We start from the raw sequence: 20818 nt of genomic DNA on the forward strand, positions 1-20818 counted from the left end.
CGAGATCTAGGGCTGCGATGGAGGCGCCGCCTCGTGCGCCTGAATGCGCTGGGTGAAGGCTTCCGCTAGATCGTTCGGAATCGGAAAGGTCAGGTGATACTGGGCGACCAGCAAACGCCCTCCTTCCCACACCAAAGCCCCTGAGCCCCGACTCGTCCCGTATTTCGCGTTGTCGAGCAGTTCGTGGAACATGACCACGTCTTCAGCCGGTCGGTAGAGGACCCGGTCACGCAGAGTGTAGGTCCAACCATCGGTCGCACTCGCGTAGGCCTGGAAGGTGGGGATGTCCCAATCCTCTGTGGCATCGGTGCCGAGAAAGCGTGCCGTAGGATGGTAGAGGTCGAAGTAGCGCACCCAATCCGCGTTGGCAGCGGCCGTGTGCAGGGTGTCGAGGACGGCGCCAGCTGCCGCTAGATCCGGCACCCCGCGGGCCCGATCCGCCTCCGCCGCCATGTAGCCAAAGGCAGGCCAGTTGCCGCTATCGAGCACGCGCTCCAGCATGGAGCGCGCCTGCGCCCAGCGACCGTTCAGGTAGTACCAGTTCGCCACGCCGTAGCCTTGGGTCGCAAGCGCCAAGCTGGCGTCCTCCGCATCCAAGCGCAGCAGCGCGTCCACCGTGAGCTCATCCTTGTAAAGCAGCAAACGCTTCAGATAGGCATCGTTCTCGACGACCTTCATCTCGGCGTTGACGGGCACCAGCACGGCAGCCGCCGCCTCGCGCGCACCCTCGCTGCCGAGGCGGCGCAAGGACATCCACAGCCAGTCGCGCGTGGCCACCTGCAGATCGTCATTCGCCGAGTAGTCCAAGCATTCACGATAGCGCTCGGCGGCGGAGGCGAAATCGCCGAGAAGGTAGTGCACCAGGCCCCAGTGATAGAGGATGTTGAACTGCGTGTTGGAGAGAGGCGTATCTAGGCGGTTGGGGATGCCGTCGGGCTCGATCTCGGTCACCCCCTTTGGCATCAAGGCGTAGGCGGCCTGGAAATCGGCGAGGGCGAGGCTGAACTGGCGAGTACTGATGTAACGATGGCCGCGGTGGCGCAGCAGACGGTAAGACTCGGGGTACCGTGCCAGACCACCGGTGAAGATCTCGATCGCATCCGCATAGCGCTTGAGGTACGCGAGGCGCCGTCCCAGCCAGATCGTATTGAGCTCGCTCGGATCCGCCTCGAAGGCGCTACGCGCCACATCGAGCGTATCTTGCAAGCGCTGCTCATGATCCAGGGCGCGGGGCAGCGGCGCGTAGGCAGGCGTCGCCGTGGCGCTCAGACCGATATGGGTCAGGGCAAGCAACCAGCAGGCCTTCGCGATCGAGGGTATGGGGCGCATCACACTACTCCTTGTGCATTTGCGCTGAGCATGGACTAAGGCAGGGCGGTGACGCCAGTGCCAGCGAGGGTGCTACGCGGCGCTCACGACACCAAGTCGAGCCCCATGACCAGACGGGCTACAGGGCCCAGCGCGTGGTGAACCAAGTGATGGTCTTGTCGAAGGCCAACGCGCCTGCCGAGGGTTCCTCGTCACCGAAGTAGCTGGCGTGCTTTAGCTGCAGCGTAAAGCGTCGGATCTTTTTGGTGAACTGGATGTTGAACTCCGAGCCGTACTCGATGCCGTCGGCGGCGGACTGGTAGTTGTGGAAGGTCGTCATCATCTTGATGCTACCCGGTAGGGTCGACATCCCCACTACGTACAGATCTTCCACCCCCCCACCTGGGAAACCTATGAGGCGATCTGCCCAGCCCTGGAAGGCATGCACGGTGGCCAACGGCGTGGAGAAGGACGCACCGTTGCTGCTTTCCAACACCTCGTAGGCCACCTTTGCGGTAAGGCCGAAGCCGAAATTCAGGCCCGCTTCGACCCGGTACTGGTCGGCAGAATCGAAGGCGGATGGGTTGTCCCCGATGGCGGACTGCTGCGAGATCTCCGCCAGGTAGAGGAACTTGAGGCGCTCTGACAGCTGCGCGTCGCCTTGGAACTTCAGCCCCAGCGTGGCGCGATCCGTGAAGGGGGCGGGCAGCGTATCGTTGTCGTAGTCGAGGCGGTAGTAGAAGCCCTCGATCTCGCCGACGCGAAGACCGCCGTACTTGACGTTCAGCAGGTGGCTGTTCATGGGCGAGTTCGCCAGTGCCTCGTTGTCGTTGTTCTCGCCGAAGATGCGGTTGACGTTATGCACGTACACATAGTCCAGGGTGAGGTCGGCAACGGATCTGTTTACGAGGCGAACGGCGTCCATCGACTGCCAGTTCTGACGCCAGGGCACGGTGCCCACGAATCGATGCGACGGCGCCGTGCGGAAGCTCACGTACTGGCGACCGACCTTCAAGGAGGTATCGGGTAACCCCTTGTAAGAGAGATAGGCTTCGTCGAACTCAATACCCTGCGGGTCGGCCACCACGTCGAAGCCTTCCGATGCCTCCCCCGGCACGTTGAAATCGTTGAGCCCAACGTGCAGCACGCCCTCGAGGCCCACGTGAACGGAAAAGCCAGCACGCTCTGCGGTGGCGTAGCCAAGGAAGGCTCGCAGGGTGGAGGCACTGGCGCTGTCGAGATCATTGGCCTGGTCGTCGACAAACTCGAAGCGATGGTTCAGCACCAGGGAGGTCTTGCCCTGAGTGATCCACTCATCGAGCGCCGACTGGCTCCAACCGGGAGCGCTGCTGATAATCCCTGCACCGAGCACTATCGCCGGCGCGACGAGGCGTCGACACCCCACCGAGCGCTGCATTGCATAACCTGCTATCCATCGTATTGGCCTCAAGTATCGACTTGGATTGCAGGTGCGCACCGCTGCCCAGAGCGCATTCTTCAGGTTGAGCAGGGAGGCTTCACGCTTGGCTGTTAGAACTTGGGACGCGTGCCCCTTCGTCGTAAACGCACATCACAGGGTGTTAACGCGCTGCTCTAAGGGGTTCACCGGAGGACCGGCGTGGCTCGAACCGCTGTGACCCTGATGATCGGCGGCGCACGGAGCCTGCGCCTTCGCAGCCGTCCATAGAGGACGGGCCAAGGCGCGTCTACCAAGCCCACTCATCAACGCACGCTAGAATCCGCGCAAACCCATCTCGCCCTGCACGGCGCGCCCTTTGATGCTAGCGCCATGCGCCTCGCTCCCGAGGGCGCAGGCACGGTCGATGAGGCCGGTCGAGCGGTGGATCTGCGGCGCGTGAGGACCCACCATCTCCACCAAGACACGCAGTGGGACGATCCGCGCTCACCATCGTGCGGATGACCGTGATCCTGGGGAGGGCGGCACGAGTGGGCCGCTTGGTAAACAAGGTGACGCTCAGCGAGTAGCACGGGCGCCAGGGCAGGCGGTCGAGTGCAGCCATAGCCGAGCTATGGCTGCATTTGACCAACACCGCGATGGCGCCCGTGCTCCTCGCCCTTCGGGTCCGCCCAGGGGCAGCGTCCGCGGCGTTGCATCGCTTGTCAATGGCGATGGCCATTGGCTGCGCGACGCGCCTTGCTGACGCTGCCCCTACGCAGAATGAGCGCTGCCTTATTTACCAAGCGGCCCACTAGGCAGACTGGTGCCGCGGCGAGCGCCCGATCAACCACCGCCAGGTGTTCCCTGTCGTACGCAGGAAGTCCTCCTGCAGCAGGTACAGGGTGGGCACCAGAATGAGCGTGATCATAGTGGCAAAGAGAATCCCAAAGCTCATGCTCACCGCCATCGGGATCACGAACTGGGCCTGGGCGTTGGTCTCCAGCATGATCGGCACCAAACCGATAGCGGTGGTGATCGAGGTGAGAATGATGGCGCGGAAGCGCGCCTTTCCGGAATCGACCACGGCGTCGTACAGAGGCACGCCTTCCGCTCGCGCCTTGTTCACGAAGTCGATCATGATCAGGCTATCGTTGACCACCACACCGGCCAAGGCGATCAGTCCGAATAGGGAGAACATGCTGATCTCCATCCCCAGGACAAGATGGCCTATGATGGCGCCGATAAAGCCGAAGGGGATCACAGCCATGATGATGAACGGCTGCACGTAGGACTTGAGCGGGATGGCGATGAGCGCGTATATCAGGAACATCGCGGCGATGGACGCGTAGATCAGGTTGCCGAGAAACTCCTGCTCCTCGAGGCTGGCACCCTCGAGCGCGTACTCGACGCCCGGATAGCGCGCAAGGATATCAGGAATCACGTTCTTGCCAACGTCTTCGATCACCTGCCTCGGTTGCGCCACCACCGTATCGATATCCGCCGACACGGTGACCGTTCGGCGGCCGTCCTGGCGCGTGATCGACGCGTAAGCGTTGCCGTAGCGCACTTCGGCAACTTCGGGAAAGGGCACGCGATCACCGGTCGGCGTCGCCACCAGCATCGACTCGAGATCGTCGATGGACCGACGATCCGCCTGCGGGTAGCGCAGCATCACCTTGAGCTCGTCCTTGCCGCGCTGGATGCGCTGCACTTCCTCGCCGTAGAAGGCCTGGCGCACCTGCGTGCCGAGCACATTGAGCGTGATGCCAAGGGCCTCTGCGCCTGGCTTCACGGCCAGCTCCATCTCGTTGCCGGCGGCGCTCGCGGAGTTGCGGATGTCGAAGACGCCAGCGTAGTTGCGCAGGGCGTCCGTAAGCTCCGCGGCGGCGGCCTCGATCAAGTCGATGTTATCCCCGGCGAGTTTGAAGCTGAGGGGCGGACCGCCACCGATGACGTTGCCGTTCGTGAACTGCAGGGAGCGCACGCCGGGGATGTCGCCCGCCTCCTCGCGCCAGCGCGCAGCGAGCTCGTCGCCGTTCATGGTCTGCGTCTCAACGGGCGGCATCTCCACGATCACGCTGCCCCGCGTGGACGTCTCCGTGAAGGTCGCCACGTGCTGCAGCGGGTCCTTTCCGCCCGGCGTGTCGCTGAGGTAGCTGTCCCGCACCTGATAGGCCGATTTCTGCAGGTGCATGAGAGCTGCGTTGCGGTCCTGGCTCGGCGTGCCCGTCTGCATGCTCACGCTGGCGAAGAGGTAGTCGCCGGGGAGCTCCGGGAAGATGACAAAGCGCAGGAAGCCCCCGGCGAACAGGCCGCTGGCGAGAATGATCATAGCGATGAAGATGGAGAAGGTGACGCCACGGGCCTTGATCGCCCGCCGCAGCAGGGGGTCGTAAACCCTGTCTATCACCCAATGCAGACCGTGCTGGGTATAGCGCTGCATGCGCTGAAAGGCCTTGCTGATCCACTTCAGCGGATTCCGTGAGGTGCTGAAGGGCGCGAAGATTACATCCTCATCGATCGGCTCGATCTTGGTGTGCGCGAGGTGGGCCGGTAGGATCAGCTTCGACTCGACAAGGGAGAACAGCAGGCACAGGGTCACCACCACCGCTACCGCTTCGAGGAATGAGCCGGCCAGCCCGCCCACGAACAGCATGGGCGCGAAGGCCGCGATGGTGGTTAGCACGCCGAAGGTGGCCGCAACGGCCACGCGATTTGCGCCGGCGACGACGTTGTCGACCGTGTGTCCATCCGCCCGCGTCTTTGTGTAGATGCTCTCCCCGATGATGATCGCGTCATCCACCACGATCCCGAGCACGAGAATGAATCCGAACAGGCTAATGACGTTGATAGTAACGGGCCAAGGGTTGTACGGCATAAAGGCCAAGGCGCCAAGGAAGGTCACCGGGATGCCGATGATCACCCACATGGCAAACTTCAGGCGCAGAAACAGGCTGAGCACGATGAAGACGAGCGCTGCCCCCTGCCACATGTTCTTCAGCATCATGTCCAAGCGCTGCTGGAGGTAGTTGGCGCGATCGACCCAGGTGGTGACCTTCACCGTATCCGGCAAGGTCTTGGTGAACTCGGTCACGAACTCCTTGACCACCGCGGCCGTGCGCAACTCGTTCTGCTGGCCGCCCGCCAGCACGCGCATGGTCGCCACCGCTTCGCGATTGAAGAGGCCGAAGTCATCGCCCTCGACGAAGCCGTCGTCGATGGTGGCGATGTCTGAGAGCAGAAGGCGCGAGCCGTCCTCGTAGGTACGCACAGCAATCTGCGCGAACTCCTGGCCCGTGTAGACCTGCCCTTGCGTGCGCAAGAGGATGTCGCCGCGGTCCGTCTCGATGGTGCCGCCAGGGATATCACTGGCATTCGCCCGTACGGCCGCCGCGATCTCCGTCATCGTCAGCTGGTAGCGCTCGAGGGTGGCGCGTGAGACTTCGATGCTGATCTCGTAGTCGCGGTCGCCGAGCAGCTGCACGTCGTTGATTCCCGGCAGGGCCAGCAGGCCGTCCCGCACGTCGGCGGCGATCTCCTTGCGCGCGTAGTCGTCCATATCGCCGTAGATGGAGATGAAGATCACCGGCACGGGCACTTCCACGCGCTCGATGACCGGCTTCTCCGCCAGCTCCGGCAAGGTCGGAATGGCGTCGACTCGGGTCTTGACCTGATTCTGTACCGAATCCAGATCCGCGTCGGGCTCCAGCTGAATCTGCACGACGCCGGAGCCTTCGCGCGCCGTACTCTCCACGTTGTCGATGCCGGGCAGGTTGGCGAGCGCATCTTCAATGCGGGTGAGGATGCCCTCCTCCACTTCCTGCGGCGCCGCCCCCGGGTATGGCACAGTCACCGTGAGTAGGTCGAGTTCGAACTCCGGCGTGGTCTGCTTACGGATCGATTGGGCGACCAGGATTCCCGAGAACAGGATGATCGCCATCAGCAGGTTGGCTGCGACAGGGTTGTTCGCAAACCAAGCGATCAGGCCGCGTTGGGGATCATTACTCGCCATCAGCGATCTCCGTCAATGACGCGAGCCGCCGGCTGCCCCGTGAACGCGTTTTCGTCCGGCGCGGGAGGCACGTCCTCGTTCGGGCGCACCAGCATGCCGTTCAACGGCGCTTCCAGGGTGGTCAGCAGCACGCGATTCTCCTGCAACTGATCGGCGAGTACGTACGCATACTCGCTGTCCGTACGCAGGATCTCTAGGTTGCGCAGGCGCAGCTTGTTGTCCGCATCAACGAAGATCACCTGGTCGTTACCGCGGATCAGCGTGCGCGGGATCTTGACCACGCCGTCGACCACGATGCCTTCGACGGCCGCCTCGACGAAGGTGCCCGCCGGCAGAGGGGTCGCCGCGCCCGTATCCGCATCACGCAGGTAGGGATCGGTAACCTCTGCCACCGCGAACACCATGCGCGTGCGTTCGTCCACCACGCCCTCCGTGCGCACCACGCGCGCGCTCCAGGAGGCCGCCTGACCGCGATACTGCCCAGTCAGGGTGGCGCCAGGCGGCGGAGTGTCACCGGCGACGCGCGGCAGCTCCACGAAAGCTAGCTCCCGATCGGGCAAGGGCAGGCGCACCTCGAAGCGATCAGTGGCGAAGGTAGTGCCGAGCGCTGACCCCGGCGCCACGTAGTCACCGAGCTGCGCCGTTCGCTCACGCACGATGCCGTCGTAGGGCACCCGGACGGACGTGCGCTCCAGGTCGCGTTCCGCGCGCACCAGGTCAGCCTTGGCCGATTCGAGGGCTGCCTTCGCCGAGAGCAGCTCCGCTTCCGCCCGATAGCCCTGCTCGCGCAGCTTCTTGGCCGCGTCGTACTCGACCTGGCGCTGGCTTACCGCCGCTGCGGTCCGAGCCACTGCCACCTCGTAGTTGGTGGGATCGATACGCATGAGCGTCTCACCGGCGCGGAAAGCGGCACCGGCGACGAAGCTGTCCGCCACGCCCACTACCGTTCCGGCCACCTCTGCGCTGAGGCGCGTCTCGGTGACGGGCTGGGCTACGCCCTGACTGACGACGCCGAAGGCTGCAGAGGTTGGCCGCAGATCGAGGATGTTGACGAGGGGCGCGGCCTCCTCACGAGGCTTCTGCTCCACCTCGGGTCGCATGGCACGCATCGCCCCGGCCCCGACGACGGCGCCGGCGATGATGCCGAAGATCAATCCGAAGGCAAGGAATCGTTGCAGCCAGTACGGCACGCGGCACCCGTTAGGTTGAGATCGTGGGCGCTATTGTGCGCTCGATGGGGACTGGCCTCCAGCGCTAGAGCGCTCTGAGGTCAATCGTTGGGGTTGTGGGGATGGGGTGAAAAGACTAGGACGCGTTGCCTAGCGAAAGGGTCGCGTGTAGCCGCCGTGTCGATGGATTGCCGGGTCGCCGGGTCTCCCCGCGCAAGGGCGTATGCGATCCGAACCGTTCACCGGCGTAGACGGCGCTTCCGATGCCACGCACCCAGCACGCGCTCGTCAAGGCTCAGTAACGCCAAGAGTCACGTTGCGCCTGGCGCGGGTCATCGCACTGGGGCGCCCACATGAGCAGCTGCGTCTGCTCTTCCGTCAGCGCTTGGTAGCGTCGCCCGCGCTCCTCACGGTCAGGGATCTTGCGCGCCTCGAGAAGACGCCGCTGGTACGCCTCGTACTCCAACCACCACTCCTGCACAGGACCGATCATCCACGCGCCCCCAATGCGTGACAGACGCAGGCCGTTCGACACCTGATCACGGTCCGCCACCACCCACACCTGATTGTTGCAGGCGGGGCCGTCCGCGCAGTGGCAGCCCTCGGTCACGGCGCCGATGTTCACGATGGTGCCCGGATAGTACTGCAGCATCACCGCCCTGATTTCGCGCACCTCCTGGTCGCTGATGTTCTCCTCGCGCACGCGTCTCAAGGTGCTGGGCCGTTTGGGTCGATCCGGTCGCCAGCGCTGCTTCAAGTGCGTGCGGGACAGACGCCGGATCATCGCCGCTTCCGCCTGCGCAGTACGCTCAGCGGCCTGCTCGGGATAAACGTCTGCAGCACGGACGTTCGCCGCGAGCAGCAGGGCTGAGACGAAGGCAACGGTCACCAGCTGCCTAAGCGACATGTACCTAGCACACCGACTAGTCTTCATCGTCTATCTCGACCGACCACGTGTCGGGCAGCGCGTCGAGCGGGCAAAAGTACTCTCGAACGCCGGCCTGCATCGGCACGTAGTAGCACTCTCCCTCGAAGTGGATCGCCTGCACCTCACCGACCTCCTCTAGCCGATAGCTGTAGACCTCAGCATCATGGGCAACAGGCGCAACGAGGTTGTAGGATAGCTCCGAGGCCTTGGCGCCCTCCGGCATAGGCACCTTCGAGAAGCCGAAGGCAAGACGATCGCACCGCCACCAGTGGATGGTAAGGCCGTACTGCTGCCACGTGCTCCGCAGCTGTTCATAAACGCCGGGCAGATACACACCTCCCTGCACCAGCCCACCCAGATAGGCTGCCGTGCGCGCCTCATTGGCCTGATAGACCCCGCGCAAACAGGACACCTCGCTAGCCGAGGCGGCCGAAGCAACGGCCAGCAGGTACCAAACGCTCAGTCCTCTCACTAGTCGCTCTCCCTGGGCCCTGCCCCCAAGCAAACGCCACGAGCATTCACTCGCCCCCACCGAGCTTGCGCGCATCCAGATCACGCGCAAGCGCGTCGGCCGAATCCACGATCTCGGCAGGGTAGCCTAGCAACCCCAGCAGCTTGATGGCGTTGCGCGTATCGCAAGGCCCTTCTCGCAGCTGATAGTCGAACATCTGCTCCAGATCGGGATTCTCGCGAAAGTGGCACAAGCGGTAGTCCCTCAGCAGCGACTGCAGCTCTACGTCGTGAGACGTCACGAGCACCGTGTTCGTTGCGACGAGGGCATTGAGCACGGTGGCGGAGGCGGCGATTCGCTCGATCGTATTGGTGCCCCGAAAGATCTCGTCGATGAGCAACAGCGGCCGTGGCCGCGAGTCAGGCCGCGTGAGGAACGCGAGTATCTCTTCGATCTCGGCCCGGTAGTAGCTCTTGCCCTGGGCGAGCGAGTCCTGGCGGCGGATGGATGCGTGCACGGAATGGCGCTCGAAGCGGGCCGCGCTCGCGTGGCAAATCCCGATCGTCTGACCCAAGAGCACGTTGAGGCCGACGGTTTTGATGAAGGTCGTCTTGCCCGCCATGTTCGTGCCCGTGATCAGCATGGACTCGCGGTGCAGGCGAAGGCTGTTCACCTTCGGATCGTCGATCAGCGGGTGGTGGGCATCCTGCAACTCGAGCGTCGCGTCGGTGGTGAACTGAGGGCGGCAGTAGGTGCCGACGCTCTGCAGGTAGGAGGCGACCGAAAGCGCGGCATCGAGTGAGGCCACATGCTCGAACACCACGACGAGCGCGTCTCGGTGTCGAGTTAGGTTGCGGATCGATCCTAAGAACACCACGAGATCGAGCAGGCACAGCAGGTTCAGGTAGAACGACAGGGTGTTGACGAGACTGTTGGTACCCGCCCGCACGAAGGCCAGGAGGCGGAACTTACCGCGCAGCCTTCGGATCGTCGCGCGCTGCGAGCGCAGGGCTTGCGCTGGCGCGAGCTCATCGGCCTGGCGGATGCACCCTATGCGCAAACCCACACTCAACAGAGTAACTAGGTTGGAAAGTCCCTGCGAATAGGCGTAAAGGCCGTGGGAGTACTTCTCGGTGATCAGGAAGTTGAGGGTCAGCAGCGTTAGGAGCAGGGGGAACAGCGCCGGCTGCGCGACCGTCAGCGCCAGGGTAGCGAGCGAGAGTGCAGACAGCGTAAAGACGAGCGGCCTTGCTACCGACGGGGTGGGCTGGCGATCGAACAGTAGCGTCGTTACCGAGTCGGCAGTTGGGCGCGTCAGGGCTAGGAGATGGTACTGCACGTCCTCGCGCAGGCCCTCATCATCAAGCAGGGCCAGCGCGGCGCGATGCTGATGGTCCAACGTGTCCACGTCGATGCTCGTCGTACGAAGTCGCTTGTAGAGGTACTGGCGACCGATCGGGGTCACGCTGTTCTCCATCCGAGAGAAGAGCGCGTCCATGTCGAGGTCGTGCCAGGTCTTGTCGTCCACGCCTGCCGACGCGTCGACCGTAAGGCGATGGTAGGCCGCGATGGCCTCGAAGTCACGGTAGCGCTCCGTGCGAGGTCTTGCCCAATTCGCCCGGTACTCGCGAAGCCGCCCAGCGCGGCCCGAGAGGTAGTCGAGCCCGGCACGCACGAGTGCGAGCAGCCGATTCACTCGGCCTCCCCGGCCTGGCGTTGCGCCCTTCCACCGAAGCCCTTTGGCAAATCAGATCGCGCTGGGCCTGGCTGCACCGAACCAACCAGCGCATCCCTAAGGCGCGAGGTAGTGCGGATCGATTCGGTCACTCTCCAAACACCGACAGACCCAAATCGCCTGACAAGGCCTTTAACATCGCCATGCCTGCCAGACTGTTCCCGCGCTCGCCCAGGGCCGGGCCGTAACAGGCGATGCTGTAGCGCCCCGGCACGATGGCGAGGATCGCCCCACTCACCCCGCTCTTGGCCGGCAATCCCACCTCAACGGCGAAGCGACCGACCTCATCGTAGAGCCCGCAGGTGGCCATCAGCGCCACCACCTTACGGCTCGCCGAGCAAGCCAACAGTCGACGCCCCGTGGCCGGGTCAGTGCCACCCGCCGCAAACAATAAACCCACCCTCGCGAGCTCTGCGGCCGTGACCTCTAGGGAGCATTGGCGAAAGTAGGTGTCGATGGCCGTCTCCGGGTCGGAGACGACCGCGAAGTGGCGCATGTAGTTCGCCAACGCTCGGTTGCGGAACCCCGTGCGGCACTCAGAGCGATACACGCGTTCGTTCAGGGCGAAACGCTCCTCGGTACACGCTTGGCCAGAGGCGGCGCACAGGAACTGGCGAAAGCCAGCGATACGGCCCTGGGGATCCTCGCCGTGCAGGCGATCGCTGACCACGATGGCGCCCGCGTTGATGAGCGGGTTGCGAGGGCGACCATGCTCCTCCTCCAAGCGCACAATGGAATGGAAGGCATCGCCGCTGGGTTCCATCGAGACGTGCTGCCAAAGCTCCGCGTCGTGGGAACGTAGAACGCACGCCAACGCGAAGACCTTCGACACGCTCTGCAGCGTAAACGATACGTGCGCATCGCCGGCGGTGAGCACCTCGCCGTTCGCATCACAGGTGGCGATGCCGACTGCGGCAGGGTCCGCGCACGCTAGCTCGGGGATGTAGCTGGCGGGGCGACCGTCGCGCGCGGCGGCGCGGCCCAAGGAGAGGGCTTTGGCGAGGAGTTCGGGGGTGATCGACGTAGCTGCCGCGGGATTCATGCCTGTTCCTAACGCACCATGCCAGGGAGACTAGCACCGAACGCGGGGCTCGAGCGCTGAAGGGCCTAGGCTGCGCGCCGCCCGGGCACAGGCGCGGCTGGGCCCGGCGAGATCCGCCCAAAGGGCTCACTCGAGCAGGGTGGCACGGCTGCGCCCTCGCCGTGCCCGCGGGTCCGCACGTCGCCGAGCGGACCCCGGGATACCTCAGGGCGCGTTGCCCCGCAGGGTCACCGTGACGTCGCCGGCGTTGTCGATCACGAGACCCTCGGCAACACAGTCGAAGCTCGTCGCGCCGGCGGGCAGAGCGAAGGAAATCGAAGCCGCCGTAGTTCGATTCTCACACCTGATCGCGATGCCCGTAGCAACGCCGGTGAAGTCACCGCGTAGGTTGACGCCGAAGTTGCGGCCATTGCTCTGCATCGCCACCTCATCGCCTGAGCTCACGGTGAGCCCAAGGGCCAGGCAGTCTAGGGTCTCGCCGATCACGACGTCCGGCAACGACCCGGTAATCACCTGCGGGTCCGTGTTGTTGCGGCACACCACCGTACGCGTGTCCATGCCCGCTACGGTAAGCGTGAGTGAATCCACGGGCGGCGGATCATCGACCTGCGCCACGAGCCCCTGGATGCGCACCAGCACGGGATCGGTCGGCTCCAGGGGGAGCCCTGCATTCTGACAGTCCCAGACGCCGTCGATGACCCGCACGGTCGCCTCCGCCGCCGTCGCGAGATTCGTGCACGTGACGAAGGCACCGTCTTGCAAGCCCGTCGCTTCGCCATTCAGCGCATCGCTGCCGAAGTCTACGCCCTCTGCCTGAAGGAAAACCAAGTTCCCCGCCTCAAAGGCCAGGCCGAGCGTCGCGCAGTCGAAGGACTCGTCCAGGGCCACGTCGGGCAGGGAGCCGCTCACCGTTTGCCTCGTATCCACGTTGCGGCACGCCACCGTGCGCGAGTCGATGCCGATGACCCGAGCTGACAGGCTCACGACCTCGTCCAGCGCCATCGCGTTGGCGGGCGCGACCCCGACGGCGAGTGCGCCGCCGAGGGCGAGCGCACCAAGGTTCGCACGGCGCTGGGAGATCATCGCCTTGCCCAGAGTACTCATAGCTCTCATCCTTGAGGAGTAGTTCCGTTACCTTACCACCCGAGCTCGCTAGGCGGCGCTCGGGTCAACTTAAGTCATCAGTGACCGCTGCTGGCTAGGCCCCGGCGCTCGAGCAGCGGCTGTGTGTCGGGATCGCGGCCGCGGAAATCGCGGAACAGGGCCATCGCTTCCCTAGACCCACCGCGCGAGAGCACCGCCTTGCGGAAAAGATCACCGTTCTCACGGTTCATGCCGCCGTTCTCCTTGAACCACTCCACCGTGTCCGCATCGAGCACCTCGGCCCAAATGTAGGAGTAGTAGCCAGCGGAGTACCCGCCGATGATGTGGGAGAAGTACGGGTAACGATACCGCGGGGGCACGGGCTCGAAGTCCGCGCCAGCATCCGTCAGGGCCTTGGCTTCGAAAGCCATCAGGTCTTGCGGTGCGGGTACCTGCTCTGGGGTGAGTTGGTGCAGGGCCTGATCGATGAGCGAGGCGGCCAGATACTCGGTGGTCGCGTAGCCTTGGTTGAAGGTCGACGCCGCAAGCACCTTATCCAGCAGTTCGGTGGGCATCGGCTCCCCGGTCTCGTAGTGGCGTGCGTAATTGCTCAGCACCTCGGGCCAGGTGGCCCACATCTCGTTCACCTGTGAGGGGTACTCCACGAAGTCCCGCGGCACGGCGGTGCCGGAGAAGCTCGGGAAGGTCACGCTCGAGAAAAGGCCGTGCAGGGCGTGACCGAACTCGTGGAACGCGGTGACAACCTCATCGAAGGTGAGCAGCGTCGGCTGATCCTCGGGCGGACGCGTCACGTTCAGGTGATTGGCGACGACGGCGAGCGTACCGAGCATGTGACTTTGAGAAACGTAGGCGTTCATCCACGCGCCGCCGCGCTTGCTGGCGCGGGCGTAGGGATCGAAGATGAACAGGCCGAGGGTGTTACCGTCCTCTTCGAACACCTCGAAGACGCGTACGGTCTCGTGGTAGACGGGAAGATCTGTGCGCTCTTCGAAGGTGAGGCCGAAGACTTTCTCCGCGGCGAAGAACACGCCGTTTCGAAGCACGCTGTCGAGCTCCAAGTAGGGACGCAGCTGGGAGGCGTCGAAGGCGTAGCGCTCGGCGCGCACCTTATCAGCGTAGTAATCCCAGTCCCACGCGGACAGTTCGAAGTCACCGCCCTGCGCGTCGATCATGGCCTGCAGGTCCGCGGCCTCAGCACGCGCGTTCACCACGGCCGGCGCGATGAGCTGGGCGAGGCGCTGATTGACGGCTTCGACGGTCTTGGCGGTCTGATCATCGAGCACGTAGGCCGCGTGCGAGTCGTAGCCAAGGAGCTGGGCGCGCTCGGCGCGAAGTCGCGCCACCTTGGCCAACTCTTCGGTGTTGTCAAACTCAGTTCCGCGATGGCCGCGCGACATGGAAATCTTGGTCATGCGCTCGCGCAGATCTCGATTGTCAAGTTCTGCCACCGTGGGCTGCTGCGTCGTATTCAGCAGCGGGATGACGTACTTGCCCTCGAGGCCGCGCTTGGCCGCGTCACCGGCCGCCGCTTGCACCTGGGCATCCGTGAGGCCAGCGAGTTCGTCGGCACTGTCGACCACCAAGGCTAGCGCGTTCACCTCCTCCATGACATTCTGGCGGAAGGCCGTCTGGGTCTCGGCGATCTGCGTGTTGATCTCGCGTAGACGCGCCTTCTGCCCGTCGTCGAGGGGCGCGCCCGCGCGCACGAAGTCGCGGTAGCTTTCCTCCACCAGGCGCAACGCCTCGGGCGGTAGATCCTCAGCCTCGCGCTGCGCGTACACCGCGCGCACGCGGTCGAAGAGCTCGCCGTTCAGGAGAATCTCATCCGAATGCTCGGACAACAGCGGCGCCACCTGCTCTTCGATCTCCCGCATGCCGTCATTGGTGTGCGCGGAATTGAGGGAGAAGAACACGGTACTCACGCGATCGAGCAATTGCCCGGCACGCTCTAGGGGCACGATCGTATTGTCGAAGGTGGCCGGCGCCTCCTGGGAGGTAATGGCGGCGATCTCCTCCAGGTGCTCCGCCATGCCGCGCTTGAAGGCCGGCATGTAGTGCTCGTTACGAATCGCATCGAACGGCGGGTACAGCAGGTAGAGCGGACTGGGGGTGTAGAAGGGGTTGTCGGCGACTTCGCCCGTCATAGCATCGGCTCCCTCGGCAGCGCTGGGCGCCGGCGCGTGGTCCGCGCCCGGGCTGCAAGCCGCCGTGATCGCGAACATAGCCAGCACGCTGGCGCTGCCCATAAGGTGTTGAATTCGCATGGTAAGCATCTCAGTCGGCCGTTCCGGGCCTGGCTTTAGCGCACGCCGGGACGAAGGCGCCTTCGGGGGGCCAGCCGCCAGCTGCTCCTGCCAGCGAAAGGCTGCAGAACAACGCTACGCGGGGAAGGATAGCCGAAGTTGCGCCCTTCGCTGCGCTAACGCAGGAAGCGGGGCCGCAGCGCGGACCAGACTGCGCCATCGCTACCCGTAGCGATTCGCCCCCTAGACGCACCTCACTGCCATGCGCCGGGCGCCTGGGCCTCCTGCACCAGCAGCGCTGCCGCTTCGCCGACGAACTCGCGCTGCAGCTCGCTCGCATCGCCACCCAGGGCCGCGATCTGCTCAAGCAACTCCACGGCCGAGCGCGCCTGCTCCTCGGTGAACTTCTCGCGGCTGGGTTCGACCACCCGTTTGAGCTGCGCGCGCACTTGCTCACCAGTGCCAAGCAGGTGCGTACTGGCCAGAAACACGCCCGACGCGTCCTTCGGCGAGAGTTGGAAGGTGGACTCGAACATCGCCTGAATCGCCTGAATCGCCCGCTTCTCCTCCGCGCTCACTTCGCCGTCGGTCTTCGCAGTGGCGACCACGAGTAAGTGCGGTGGTTTGCATCGGACTGTCGATCGCGAACACGGGGCTGGCCGTGTACTTCTTGCACCAGTTGCGGCGGCGGCGCCAAGCCCAGGGGTTCAGTCCACCGAGATCGATCCCTAGGCGGTCGAGCAACCAGAGAATGGTCACAAGGCTACTGAGCAGTCCGATCAAAATGTGCATGGTGCGGTCTCCAGCCGTAGGTCTCGCACTCTACCAACACTTACCTTAGCCTTACATATTCTCCAGGCAACGATAGATTATGATGACTGCGCAGTATCTCCCTCCACCAGCGCATCCACCACCACGACCTCCCCTTCGACCCGCCAATGCAGATCGAAGTCCAGCAGGCGCATGCCGTAGCGGCGCGCCTGCGGCGCGGCCCCGCGATAGGCCGGTCGAGGATCCGCCTGCAAGACCTGCTCGATCAACTGCTGCAGCTGAGGGAAGGATTCGCGCCGAGCGGCGAGGGCCGCCTTCGCCTCCTCGCGAAAGCGTATCGTGAACTTGGCCGACGGCGCCTCGTCGGCGAAGCCCGAAAAGGCCTGGGGCAAGCTGTCCGCATAGGTCAGGTAGGGCTTGATATCGAACACTGGCGTGCCGTCGACGAGATCGATACCACCGATACGTAGACCTAGGCGCCCGCCTTCGCGTTCGATGCCGAGCAACGCTACGGCGGACAGGCCCACCGCGTTCGGTCGCAGCGGCGAGCGACTGGCGAACACCCCAACCCGCTCGTTCCCTCCTAGGCGCGGCGGGCGTACGGTCGGGCGCCAGCCCCGGTCCGCGCTCTGGTGAAAGTGGAAGATCAGCCAGAGGTGGGAGAAGGCCTCGAGCCCGGCCACCGTCGCCTCCTCATCGTACGGTGGATGCAGCTCCAAGCGCGCGTGGGCGGCCGGGGCGAGCCCGGCCTGACGCGGCACCCCGAACCTCTCGCGGAATGGAGAGTGAATGACGCCGATGGGCGCGAACTCGATTGGAGTGGATGCGTTCATCCCCCAATGATAATCGAGGCCGCGAGACGCTGAGCGACTAGCGCCGCATCCTCGAGAGCAGCTGCTCCAGCACGACGTCGCTGGCCGTGGGCGCGATGGGCGTAGGAATCTCCCAGTCCGGCGTGACACCGTCGACACGGGTGTCTCCCGACGGGCGAATGATGTGGGCCTTAGGAAAGCCCACGGTCAGTCCCGTATGCGGCAGAGTGAACTGCTCCATCGCCCCGTAGGTGGTCGCCATGTCGGAGGTCTTCTCACCGGCGATCACGGCAAAGCCATAGTCCTGCACCGTCGCCGCCACATTGACCGCGTTGGAGTAGGAATGGCGGTTGATCAGCACCACAACCTCACCCTCGAAACGCGCGCCCTCGCGCGGATTCGCCCAAGGAATCTCAAAGGCGAAGCGCTCACCGCGCGGCGTCTTGGCGTAGTCCCGGGCAAACCTAGCGGAGACGCCGGCGGTGGCATCCGGGCTGGCATCGAGGCGAGCCTGGTTGGACGCCGCAGCTTCGTCACTCGAGCGAATCAGAAACGCCGAGCAGAAGCGAAAGGGGCGATCGGCAATCCAGGCGAGCATGGGATCGCTGAAAGAGCTATCGCCGCCGGGGTTGTCGCGCAGGTCGATGATGAGGCGCTCAGCGTCAGCAGCGAGGAATTGCTCGAAGGCACCGTCGATGAACGCCAGGTAGGCGCCGTTGTCCCACATCGCGTTCGGATTCTCCGCGTTGTAGAAGGGGCCCGGGCGCAGATAGGCCACGCCGTCGCCGAGCATGCGCGCCGTGCGCTCGTTGCTCTGCAGGGCGAAACGCTCGGGCTGCTCGCGGCTCGCCTGGCGCATAGCCTCCCGCGTGCGCGCCGGCACCCGTACCGTGTAGGACTCACCTGGCTTTGCGCGCAGGGTGAGGAAGAACTGCTGCTGTTGGCCGAGCTCCAACCACAGGTAGCGCGCAAAGGTGAACTCGAGGAACGAGTGAGCGATGTACGGAGTGTCTGCTGAGACGTGCGTCGCCGTGCGCTGCAGCCAGCGCGCAATCGGCGCCCCGTTCAGGGCCATCACCTCATCACCGAGGCGAATACCTTCGACGCCAGAGAGATTCTCACCCACGTAGGCCCGTCCCTCGTGGATCCGCAGGTAGAGAGGAAACTGACGACCGCCCTTGTCGAGGAATGCCTGGTAGGCTTCGCTCGGAAACTCGATGCGCGCGTGCGCCACGTTGCCATAGGCAGCGAACTGCTGGAACAACACTTGGGCATCGAACAGGGTTTTGGGCTCGGTAAGGCTGTCGCGAATCTGCGCGTAGCGCGCATCGTACTCGGCCTTTGTCCGATGCACGTACAGGTCCGCATGGGCGCCACGCAAGCCGTGATACAACCGCTCGAAGTCCTCGCGCAGGGACTGCGCGTCGAGGCGCCGTTGCCAGGTGGCGTCCTCCTCAGCCTTCTGCCCCCAACAGAACCCACCCAGGAGGGACATGCTGGCAATGAGTAGGGACGAGACGCGAGCGATAGAAGAGTGCATGCAGAGGCCTCCAGGTGCGTTGAACAGGCGGCTGATTCTCCCCGAAGGCCTGGCCAAGACCATGTTCTACGGCGCCTTTTTTCCTCCCGAAAACCTGACCGGGGGGGTTCACTAGGATGCAGCGCTCAGCCCGAGTGCCCTTTCGCCTCGGCCACTGGCAGGTCGAGCCAACCCTGGGCCAACTGCGTCGCGACGGTAGCGACGCCCCTATCACCCTGGAACCTCGCGTCATGGAACTGTTGCTACTGCTCGTCGAGCAGGCGGGCGAGGTAGTGTCGCGTACGCAGATCGAGCAGGACCTCTGGGGCCAGGCGGTGGTCGGCGAGGACACGGTGGCACGGACCGTCTCCAAGCTGCGTCGGGCCCTGGGCGACTCTGCCAAGGCCCCCAAATTCATCGATACGCTACCTAAACGTGGCTACCGCCTGATCGCGCCGGTCACATCCCCTGCCAGCACGAACCCCTACAGGACGGCGTGGCCAAGCGCCCGGCGCTTGGCCACGGTGATCGCTGGACTCGGCCTGGCGCTACTGGTGATCGCCGGCGGCCAGGCGTGGCGCGAGCACGGACGCCGGCCGACGCCAATCTCACCATCCCAAACCTCGCTTTTGACCGCACGCGCGGACGATCGCTACATGCGCTTCACCCGTGCGGACAACGAAGCGGCCATCGTGCTCTACGAACGTGCGCTGGCGGCCGATGCCACCTACGGCCCGGCCCATGCGGGATTGGCCAATGCCCTCGTGCAACGCGTCATCCGTTGGCCAGCTACCTCGCGCTCTCCCGATGCGCAGGCATCCACCCTGCAGGAAGCTCTAGCGCGTGGGCTACACGAGACGCCTCGAGCGCAGGAGACCCTGCGCCGCGCAACCGCGATGGCCGAACGAGCCGCACGCCTGAGCCCCAACGATGCCGATGTGCTGAAGGCCCTCGGCCTGACCTACGCCATTCAGGGCGACCTAGACGGTGCGGCCGCCACCTACCGTCGGGCGATCACGCAGGACCCCAACGCCTGGGAGAGCATGATCAACCTTGGGGAGGTCTCTCTGATCCGCGGCGAACCGGCGGCCGCGGCAGTCACCTTCGGGGAGGCCTTCGAGGCCATGGAGCGTGACTATGCCGAAGCACCCCAACGCGTCGGACCGTGGCAAGGCGCAGTAGGGGTTGCCGTCGGTAAGCTACAGGATTCGCTCGGTCACCGGGAGGAAGCGGAGCTTTGGTATCGGCGCGTGCTGGAGAAGTACCCCCTAGACCCGGAGGCGACTCGCCATCTGGCGCGACTGCTGGAGGCCGGCGGCGATCGCGCCCAAGCCGCTCAGCTGTGTCGCAATCTCAACGCCCGACTCGGCGAGCAAGCTAGCTGCGAAGCAGGCACCGTGCAAACGCCGGAACTGTAGGCCCACAACAGGCGGGCACGTGGCTCACGCTCGATTCGCGACCCAGCGCGAAGCGCCAATTCACCGACAGCCCACTCAGGCGATCAACTGCAAGAATTCGCCACCTAAGGCGCGCCAAAGGTGCGAACCGGCGGCCGCTGATGCCTAGAACGGCCACAGAAAACGAACTGCGAAGACGCGCGAGCCCCGCACGGGCCGAGGTTTGCTGATCCACGTTGACGAGCATCGCACCGCCGCCCTCGGGCTTGACGTAGGCCTGACTCGGGTAGATGTCGGCGAAGTTGCTGTAGCTGTCGATGGAGAAGCGCGTGGAGCTCAGCATGGCGATGATGCGGTCCGGCGGCACGCTCGCGTGCTCATCCGCGGGCAGCACCTTCTCTACCCGACCGTCGGCAAGGACACGACGCGACCTGGCCCCCTTACCTGGGGGAGGGCGAAGCCCCCGAGCAGTAGGGTACCGAAGCACGGGCTGAACAGCGTCGACAGGGTGACCGTAGACTCCATGCCCGCAAAGTAGCGCAGGTCCACCATCACCGACTCATCGGGCTACAACGTCCACTCCACGAAGCGGGCACCGCGGGTGGCGCTGTAGCGCACGGGCGGCGCACCAGGCGGGAGGTCCACCCGATTCAGGGCAAGCGTACCCGACCACAAGCGTCCCAACGGTGCACCGCTGAGCTGCGGGAGCGTGAAGCGGGGGGCACAGCCCGTCGCCGCCAAGCGCCGACTCATGTACATGCGCGCTCGCTTATCGGCGCTCAGCTCGAAGCTATCGCCAGCCAGCCACCTCGGGGAGACCCAGCCTCGTGCCTAGTGGGCCGCTTGGTAAATGAGGTGACGCTCAGCGAGTAGCACGGGCGCCATCGCGGCGTTGCATCGCTTGCCAATGGCGATGCCATTGGCTGCG

At 64.7% G+C, this 20818-nt stretch carries 17 protein-coding genes; 1 reads left to right on the forward strand and 16 read right to left on the reverse strand.

Going from position 1 to position 20818, the window contains the following annotated elements; all coding sequences use genetic code 11:
- Positions 1–6: 6 nt before the first annotated feature.
- The 13 genes from AAGA68_23915 to AAGA68_23975 form a co-directional block, all read right to left on the reverse strand.
- Positions 7–1329 carry a nuclear transport factor 2 family protein gene (locus AAGA68_23915; protein ID MEM9388121.1) on the reverse strand — a complete coding sequence of 441 codons (1323 nt, stop codon included), beginning with the start codon at positions 1327–1329 and terminating at the stop codon, positions 7–9.
- A 118-nt stretch (positions 1330–1447) separates the two neighbouring features.
- Positions 1448–2725, reverse strand: a complete 1278-nt coding sequence (locus AAGA68_23920; protein ID MEM9388122.1) for an alginate export family protein — start codon at positions 2723–2725, stop codon at positions 1448–1450.
- A 793-nt stretch (positions 2726–3518) separates the two neighbouring features.
- Positions 3519–6719, reverse strand: a complete 3201-nt coding sequence (locus tag AAGA68_23925; GenBank protein MEM9388123.1) for an efflux RND transporter permease subunit — start codon at positions 6717–6719, stop codon at positions 3519–3521.
- Positions 6719–7909 (reverse strand): efflux RND transporter periplasmic adaptor subunit, encoded by a 1191-nt coding sequence (locus AAGA68_23930; GenBank protein MEM9388124.1) that lies wholly within the window; start codon positions 7907–7909, stop codon positions 6719–6721. The genes AAGA68_23925 and AAGA68_23930 overlap by 1 nt, the downstream gene beginning before the upstream one ends.
- A gap of 274 nt (positions 7910–8183) precedes the next feature.
- The gene (locus tag AAGA68_23935) at positions 8184–8822 is read right to left on the reverse strand and encodes a hypothetical protein (GenBank protein ID MEM9388125.1); all 639 of its coding nucleotides are present in this window, start codon (positions 8820–8822) and stop codon (positions 8184–8186) included.
- Complete coding sequence (locus AAGA68_23940; protein ID MEM9388126.1) at positions 8812–9288, reverse strand: hypothetical protein; 477 nt, start codon at positions 9286–9288, stop codon at positions 8812–8814. Before AAGA68_23940 ends, AAGA68_23935 begins: the two co-directional genes overlap by 11 nt.
- Positions 9289–9334: 46 nt before the next feature.
- Positions 9335–10963 (reverse strand): hypothetical protein, encoded by a 1629-nt coding sequence (locus tag AAGA68_23945; protein MEM9388127.1) that lies wholly within the window; start codon positions 10961–10963, stop codon positions 9335–9337.
- A 127-nt stretch (positions 10964–11090) separates the two neighbouring features.
- Positions 11091–12044 (reverse strand): glutaminase A, encoded by a 954-nt coding sequence (glsA, locus tag AAGA68_23950; protein ID MEM9388128.1) that lies wholly within the window; start codon positions 12042–12044, stop codon positions 11091–11093.
- 204 nt (positions 12045–12248) lie between these two features.
- Positions 12249–13148 carry a hypothetical protein gene (locus tag AAGA68_23955; GenBank protein ID MEM9388129.1) on the reverse strand — a complete coding sequence of 300 codons (900 nt, stop codon included), beginning with the start codon at positions 13146–13148 and terminating at the stop codon, positions 12249–12251.
- Between the two features lie 77 nt (positions 13149–13225).
- Complete coding sequence (locus AAGA68_23960; protein ID MEM9388130.1) at positions 13226–15412, reverse strand: M3 family metallopeptidase; 2187 nt, start codon at positions 15410–15412, stop codon at positions 13226–13228.
- Positions 15413–15645: 233 nt separating this feature from the next.
- A complete protein-coding gene (locus AAGA68_23965; GenBank protein ID MEM9388131.1) occupies positions 15646–15999 on the reverse strand; it encodes a TerB family tellurite resistance protein in 354 nt (117 codons plus the stop codon).
- Between the two features lie 261 nt (positions 16000–16260).
- On the reverse strand, positions 16261–16995 hold the full coding sequence (gene tsaA / locus AAGA68_23970; GenBank protein MEM9388132.1) for a tRNA (N6-threonylcarbamoyladenosine(37)-N6)-methyltransferase TrmO: 735 nt from the start codon (positions 16993–16995) through the stop codon (positions 16261–16263).
- A 37-nt stretch (positions 16996–17032) separates the two neighbouring features.
- Positions 17033–18514, reverse strand: a complete 1482-nt coding sequence (locus AAGA68_23975; protein MEM9388133.1) for a S41 family peptidase — start codon at positions 18512–18514, stop codon at positions 17033–17035.
- Positions 18515–18630: 116 nt separating this feature from the next.
- Here AAGA68_23975 and AAGA68_23980 point away from each other — a divergent pair, with 116 nt between their 5' ends.
- Positions 18631–19911, forward strand: a complete 1281-nt coding sequence (locus tag AAGA68_23980) for a winged helix-turn-helix domain-containing protein (protein MEM9388134.1) — start codon at positions 18631–18633, stop codon at positions 19909–19911.
- Here AAGA68_23980 and AAGA68_23985 read toward each other — a convergent pair.
- Genes AAGA68_23985 through AAGA68_23995 form a run of 3 tightly spaced genes read right to left on the reverse strand, consistent with a single transcriptional unit; the run spans position 19871 to position 20643 of the window.
- Positions 19871–20284 (reverse strand): hypothetical protein, encoded by a 414-nt coding sequence (locus tag AAGA68_23985; protein MEM9388135.1) that lies wholly within the window; start codon positions 20282–20284, stop codon positions 19871–19873. The genes AAGA68_23980 and AAGA68_23985 overlap by 41 nt on opposite strands.
- A 5-nt stretch (positions 20285–20289) precedes the next feature.
- Positions 20290–20442, reverse strand: a complete 153-nt coding sequence (locus AAGA68_23990) for a hypothetical protein (GenBank protein MEM9388136.1) — start codon at positions 20440–20442, stop codon at positions 20290–20292.
- 15 nt (positions 20443–20457) lie between these two features.
- A complete protein-coding gene (locus tag AAGA68_23995; GenBank protein ID MEM9388137.1) occupies positions 20458–20643 on the reverse strand; it encodes a hypothetical protein in 186 nt (61 codons plus the stop codon).
- Positions 20644–20818: the final 175 nt, after the last annotated feature.

The sequence above is a fragment of the Pseudomonadota bacterium genome (genome assembly GCA_039193195.1).
GTDB lineage: Bacteria > Pseudomonadota > Gammaproteobacteria > Steroidobacterales > JBCBZW01 > JBCBZW01.